Origin of the sequence: Sandarakinorhabdus oryzae (genome assembly GCF_009733735.1) — a bacterium.
Taxonomy (GTDB): Bacteria; Pseudomonadota; Alphaproteobacteria; order Sphingomonadales; family Sphingomonadaceae; genus Sandarakinorhabdus; species Sandarakinorhabdus oryzae.
The window spans coordinates 1-5,709 of sequence record NZ_WNJP01000170.1; the positions used below are offsets into that span (position 1 = coordinate 1).

5 protein-coding genes and 1 pseudogene are annotated in these 5,709 nt (G+C 69.3%); all 6 read right to left on the reverse strand.

Features of this window, described 5'->3' with window-relative positions:
* Window positions 1-5: 5 nt before the first annotated feature.
* Complete coding sequence (locus GJ693_RS13270; protein WP_156256764.1) at window positions 6-617, reverse strand: glutathione S-transferase family protein; 612 nt, start codon at window positions 615-617, stop codon at window positions 6-8.
* A gap of 57 nt (window positions 618-674) precedes the next feature.
* Window positions 675-1,628 (reverse strand): Gfo/Idh/MocA family protein, encoded by a 954-nt coding sequence (locus tag GJ693_RS13275; protein WP_156256765.1) that lies wholly within the window; start codon window positions 1,626-1,628, stop codon window positions 675-677.
* Window positions 1,625-2,962, reverse strand: a complete 1,338-nt coding sequence (locus GJ693_RS13280; protein WP_156256766.1) for an MFS transporter — start codon at window positions 2,960-2,962, stop codon at window positions 1,625-1,627. The genes GJ693_RS13275 and GJ693_RS13280 overlap by 4 nt, the downstream gene beginning before the upstream one ends.
* A gap of 63 nt (window positions 2,963-3,025) precedes the next feature.
* Window positions 3,026-3,847 (reverse strand): 3'(2'),5'-bisphosphate nucleotidase CysQ, encoded by an 822-nt coding sequence (locus GJ693_RS13285; RefSeq protein WP_235902901.1) that lies wholly within the window; start codon window positions 3,845-3,847, stop codon window positions 3,026-3,028.
* Window positions 3,844-5,190: a TldD/PmbA family protein gene (locus GJ693_RS13290; protein WP_156256767.1), complete on the reverse strand. Its 1,347-nt coding sequence runs from the start codon at window positions 5,188-5,190 to the stop codon at window positions 3,844-3,846. Before GJ693_RS13290 ends, GJ693_RS13285 begins: the two co-directional genes overlap by 4 nt.
* Before the next feature lie 264 nt (window positions 5,191-5,454).
* A pseudogene (locus GJ693_RS17010) lies at window positions 5,455-5,709 on the reverse strand (4-hydroxybenzoate octaprenyltransferase); the annotation flags it as partial.

Sequence of the window (5,709 nt, forward strand, 5' to 3'; positions counted from 1 at the left end):
CGCAATCAGGCAGCGGCAGACGGACGAGCGGCAACGCGATCGCGCCAGGCCGGCAGCCAGCGCGCGGCCGCCGGCATCGGCTGCCCGACCGCGGCGCCGAACTGCACAAAGGCGAACAGCAGGATATCGGCGATGGTGAAGCGGTTGCCGCAGACGAAATCGCCGCTCATCAGCCCGTCGAGCCACAGCAATTTTTCAGCCGCGATGGCTTTCAGTTCGGCGGCAGCGGCTTCGGACACCAGTGTCATGCGCGGGGCGAACATCGGCCGGCCCTCCGAGGCGCGAAAGCCATTGGCCATCGGCTCGCAGATGTAGAGATCGATGCGGCGGGTCCACATGCGGGCGACAGCGCGCTCAGCCGGCGTGCTGCCGATGATCGGCGGGTTCGGCTGGATATCCTCGAAATATTCGGCGATCGCGAGGATTTCGGAGACGAGGGTGCCGTCGTCCAACTCCAGGGCCGGGGTGCCGCCTGAAGGCACGCGCTTGGCATAATCGCTGCTGCGGTTTTCGCCGGCCATGATGTCGAGCGTGACCTTGTCGATCACCAGCCCCTTTTCGGCGGCGGCCATGCGCACGACGTGCGGATTGGGGCCAATCGAGTCAAACAGGCGCACGGTCAATCTCCCACTATTGCCCCAACGCGGCACGATTGGCCCGGCCCGCCGCGCCCGTCAAGCGGCTTGGCGCACCATGTCGATGGCCTGCATGGACCTGAGCGGATCATCGGCGGGCAGGGGCCAGGGCCTGCGGCCGGCCAGATGATCGACAAAGGCCGCCAGTTGCGCATCATAACTGCCCGGTTCGGCCGGGCAGGGCAGCCGGGTGGTGCCGGCTGCGGTTTCCAGCATGATGGCATGGCCGCCGCGCTGCGGGGCGAGCGGATTATCGATGGTCAGCCGGCCATCGCGGCCGGTGATGATCAGTTGCGCGCCGAACGGGGCCGCCATGTCGGCGCGCACGTGCGCTGTCACGCCGCCAGGCAGGGTGAGGCGGGCCGAAAAGGCGGCATCGGCGCCGCGTTCGTGGCGAAAATGCACGTCGTGGGCGGCAATCGGCTCCCCGGCAACGCCGCGCACCCAGGCCAGCGGATAGACACCCAGATCCATCAGCGCGCCGCCGCCCAGACTGGCTTGCCAGCGGAATTCATCGGCATCGGTCTTCACCGGGGCATTGAACCAGGCGTCGAGATGCACCAGTGGCCCGATGGCTGGCAACGCTTGGTGGACGATCGCCCAGAAGCCGTGGCAGCGGCTGTGCTGGGCCTCCACCACCGGCACACCAGCCGCGGCGGCTTCGGCCAGCAGCGTGGCGGCTTCAGTGCTGTTGAGGGTGAAGGGCTTTTCGACCAGCACTGGCTTGCCGGCGCGGATGGCAAGCCGGGCCTGTTCGAGGTGGAACGCCGGCGGTGTGGCGACATAGACCGCGCCGATGCCCGGATCGTTCACCAGCGCGGCATAATCGGCAAAGGCCCGCGCGATACCATGGGTTTGCGCATAGGCCGCCGCCCGCACCGGATCGCGCGCGGCGATACCGGCCAGCACCACGTTATCGCGCGCCCTGGCCGGCGCGATCAGCGCATAAGTGGCGACACGGGCGGCGCCGATGATGCCGACACGCAGGCTCATTTGCCGTGCAGGGCCGCAACGATGCGCTGCTGTTCAGCGCGGTCGATCGTCCAGCCCCTGGCCAGCCAAGCCGCGCCGAGCGCGCTTAGCACTGGCGGCACGAGGAACAGGGCCACCAGGCCATCGGTGGCAAAGGCCGTGTTGGCCGTCCCCAGCTTGGCGTTGAAGCCAACCAGATCGAGCACGATGTAGGACAAGCCCACCGGCACGGCGTAGCCAATCTTCTGCACGCCCACGAGCACGGCATAATAGAGGCCGGCGTTGCTGCGCCCGGTGGCCAGCGTTTCGGCATCGGTGACATCGGCCAGCATGGCGCGCACCAGGAAGGGCGGCGCCACCGCCGGAATGCCGGCCAGCAGCATGCCCAGCGCCGCCGGCCAGAAGCTGGTGGCGGGGACCAGCACCAACAGCGTGTGCAGCACGGCATAGCTGCCGATCGACCAGGCCACCGCCTGGTGTTTCGACGTGCGCCGCGCCACCCAGCCCCACAGCGGTGCGCCAATCAGGCCAGAGGCGAAGTAGAACAGCAGCAACAGGCGGGCATCAGCCACCGAAAAGCCGCGCGCGGCCTCGAAGAAGAACACCAGCAGCGCGCCGCCAAAGCCGGGCGGCAGGCTGGCGAGCAGATCGATCAGCAGCAGCCGGCGCAACGGCGGCAGTTTCAGCGCCTGCTTGACGTCCGCCCAGCCATGCGGCGTGGCGTGGACCGGCTTGGCATCGGGCACACCAATGCTCACTGCCAGCAGGCTGGGTAGCATCAGGCCGATCAGCACCAGTCCCATGGCGTGCACGCCCAGCGCCGCTGATGGGGCCATCCCCCATTTCGGGCCATAAGCATTGGCCAGGGTCGGCACCGCCAGCAGGCCCATCAGCGCCACCATGTTGGCGCCCTGCCACCAGCCGAAAATGCGACTGCGCTCGTGATAATCGGTCGAAAGCGCCTGGCCCCAGCTGGTGTGCGCCACGGCCGCCGCCGAATAGCCGGCATACATGAACACCAGGCCGGCCAGCGCCCGCGCCGGGCTCAGCCCCGGCTCGGCAAAGAACACCAGCGCCAGCCCGGCCATCATCACCAGTCCGCCCACGATCATCCACGGTCGGAAACGGCCCCATTTGGAGTCGGTGCGGTCAATCCAGTGGCCGAACAGCAGATCGAGCGGCAGGTCGATCCAGCGCACGGCGGAAAAGATGATGCCGGTCACCGCCAGGTCCAACCCCAATGTGCCGGCATAATAGGGCGGCAGATAGACAACCAGTGGCAGGCCAACGCCGGTCAAGGGCAGGCAGGGCGCGGCAAAGGCGCCAAGTGTTCGGCGTTTCAGATGGTCGGCCATCGTCCCTCCCCAGGGCGTGGCCGCAGCTTGCGGCGGCCGATGCGCCGGCGCAAGCCTGTGATTTCAGGCGGCAAGGCCGCGGCGGCGGGCGGCAAAGGCCTTCAGGGCGTGATCGAGCCGGGCCAGCACCTCGGCGTGCAGGGCCGGGGTGGCTGCGGCGAGGCCGTGGATGATCGGCGAGGGCCGGTTGAAGCTGAGCGCGGCGCCGTGGCGATCGGTCGCCAGGCCGCCGGCTTCGGCGAGGATCAGGCTGGCGGCGGCGACATCCCATTCCGCGATGCTGCGTCCTTCCATCCAGGCATCGGCCTCGTCGGCGGCCAGCATCGCCATGCGCAGCGCCAGGCTGTTGGGCTTGGCCACGGCGGTGCCCGGCCACGGCGACGGCCAATAGGGCGCGGCCAGATTGGCCTGGTCGATGGGCAGGCGCACGCCGTCGAGGCTGGCGAGGCCGGAGACGGCCAGCGCCTTGCCGTTGAGGGTGGCGCCGCGCCCGGCGCTGGCGGCATAGAGCCGGTCCTGCGCCGGCGCGCCCAGAACGGCGGCGACCACGGCGCCATCCTCCACCAAGGCCACCGACACGGCCCAGCCCGTGCGGCCACGCAGAAAATCGCGGGTGCCGTCGATGGGATCGACCACCCAGACGCGGCGCCGTTCGAGCCGCTCCGGGCTGTCGGCGCTTTCTTCCGACAGCCAGCCATCATCGGGCCGGGCGGCCGCGATCACGCCCTTCAGATAGGCGTTCACCGCCAGATCGGCGGCGCACACCGGGCTGCCATCGTCCTTCTGCCATTTCGCCGGCGATCGGCCGAACTGCGCCATGGCGATGCGCCCGGCGTTGCGCACGATCTCGGCGGCGAGCGCCAGGTCGTTGTCGCGCTGGCTCAACTTCCCGCCACCATCATGCCATCGACGCGCAGGGTGGGCGCGTTGCTGGCATGGCGGAAGGCCAGATCATTGCCGGCGATCATGTTCGCGAACATGTCGATCAGGTTGCCGGCGATGGTGATTTCCGCCACCGGCCGGGTGATCTGGCCATTTTCGATCAGGTAGCCGCTGGCGCCGCGGCTGTAATCGCCGGTAAGGCCGTTGACACCCATGCCGATCAGCTCGGTGACCAGCACGCCCTGTTTGATGTCGGCCATCAGTTCGGCCGGGGTGGCGGTGCCGCCTTCCAGGTGCAGATTGGTGGTGCCGGCGCCGGGTGGGCCCGAGGTGCCGCGGCTGGCGTGGCCAGTCGGGGCCAGGCCCAGTTGCCGGGCGCTGGCCGCGTCCATCAGCCAGGTGGTGAGCACGCCATCGGCGATGATGGCGGTGCGCACAGCTGCCAGGCCCTCGCCATCGAAGGCGCGGCTCCTGAGGCCGCGCGGGCGCAGCGGATCATCGATGATCGACAGACCGGCGGGCAATATCTGCTGGCCCAACCGGTCCTTCAGGAAACTGGTGCCGCGCGCGATGGCGCTGCCGGTGATGGCGCCAACGAGGTGGCCAAGCAGCGAGGCCGAGACGCGCGGATCGAACAGCACCGGCATCTGGGCGCTGGCCAGCTTCAACGGGTGCAAGCGCTCGACGGCGCGGCGGCCGGCACGGGCGCCAATCTCCTCGGCCGATTCGACATCGGCGAGGTAGCGCGCGCTGTGCCAGGCATAGTCGCGCTGCATGTCGCTGCCGGTGCCGGCGACCACGCTGGCCGACAGGCCATGGCTGGTGGAGCGCTTGCCGCCGCGAAATCCGGTGGAGGTGGCCAGCGCCATCACCACGGTGCCGGCCGAGGCGCCCGCGCCTTCGCTGTTGGTGATGCCCGGGATGGCGCGGGCCGCATCCTCGCAGGCCAGCGCGCGTTCCTTCAATGTGGTGGCACTGACCTCGGTCGGATCATCGACATCCAGTTCAGGTAACGGCCCCTTGGCGAGCCTGTCTTCCGGGGCCAGGCCGGCAAAGGGATCTTCGGGTGCCAGGCGCGCCATGGCGACGGCGCGTTCGGCGGCTTCCTTCAGCGCGGCCGGCGTCAGGTCCGAGGAGGAAACGCTGGCCGAGCGCTGGCCGACGAAAACGCGGATGCCGACCTCCTCGCCCTCGGCACGGCCGATATCTTCAAGCTGGCCAAGGCGGACGGAGACGGAGGTGGCGCCATCGCCGACATAGAGCGCGTCGGCGGCATCGGCACCGGCAGTGCGCGCGGCGGCAAGGGCGGCATCAAGGCGGGTGAGGGCATCGGCAGGTGAGAGCATGCACGAGATGTAGGGTGGCCGGCCCGGCCTGTCACGGCCCAATCACTGCGCTCTTTTGTCGAATCCATGCAATGCACTGACAAGACTGCATGAGAAGCTGAGATCAGCACGACGCGGGTGATGGGTGGGCCAGCCCGCTGTCGGCACCACAACAGGGCGCGCGGGCCTGTTCCAACCCGGAACAGGCCCGCAGCTGCGCGAAGAGCCTGCAACTGCGCCCCGCAGCTGTGCCAAGGGCCTGCAACAGCGCCCGCGCTGCTGCTTTCAGGCCAATCCTACCGAGGCGCAGGCCGCCGCCCACAGCGCGCCGGCCAGCCGGTTGGAGCGAAACAGGATCAGCGCGGTTGCCGGCGAGGTGTCGGCCAGCTTCATCACCTGCCAGCCAAAGTGGATCGCCAGCGGCAGCAGCGCCAGCACGGCCAGCGCCTGGCCGGCGACCAGCCACAGCGCCGCGCCCCACAGGACGAGCGCCACAGCGTAGAAGGCCGCCACGCCGCGGCGCGCCCGGTGCCCAAGTGC

Bases quoted from the DNA above. Each gene is read 5' to 3' on its own strand.
- GJ693_RS13280 (WP_156256766.1), bottom strand. From the start codon at position 2,962: ATGGCCGACCATCTGAAACGCCGAACACTTGGCGCCTTTGCCGCGCCC.
- GJ693_RS13275 (WP_156256765.1), bottom strand. From the start codon at position 1,628: ATGAGCCTGCGTGTCGGCATCATCGGCGCCGCCCGTGTCGCCACTTAT.
- GJ693_RS13290 (WP_156256767.1), bottom strand. From the start codon at position 5,190: ATGCTCTCACCTGCCGATGCCCTCACCCGCCTTGATGCCGCCCTTGCC.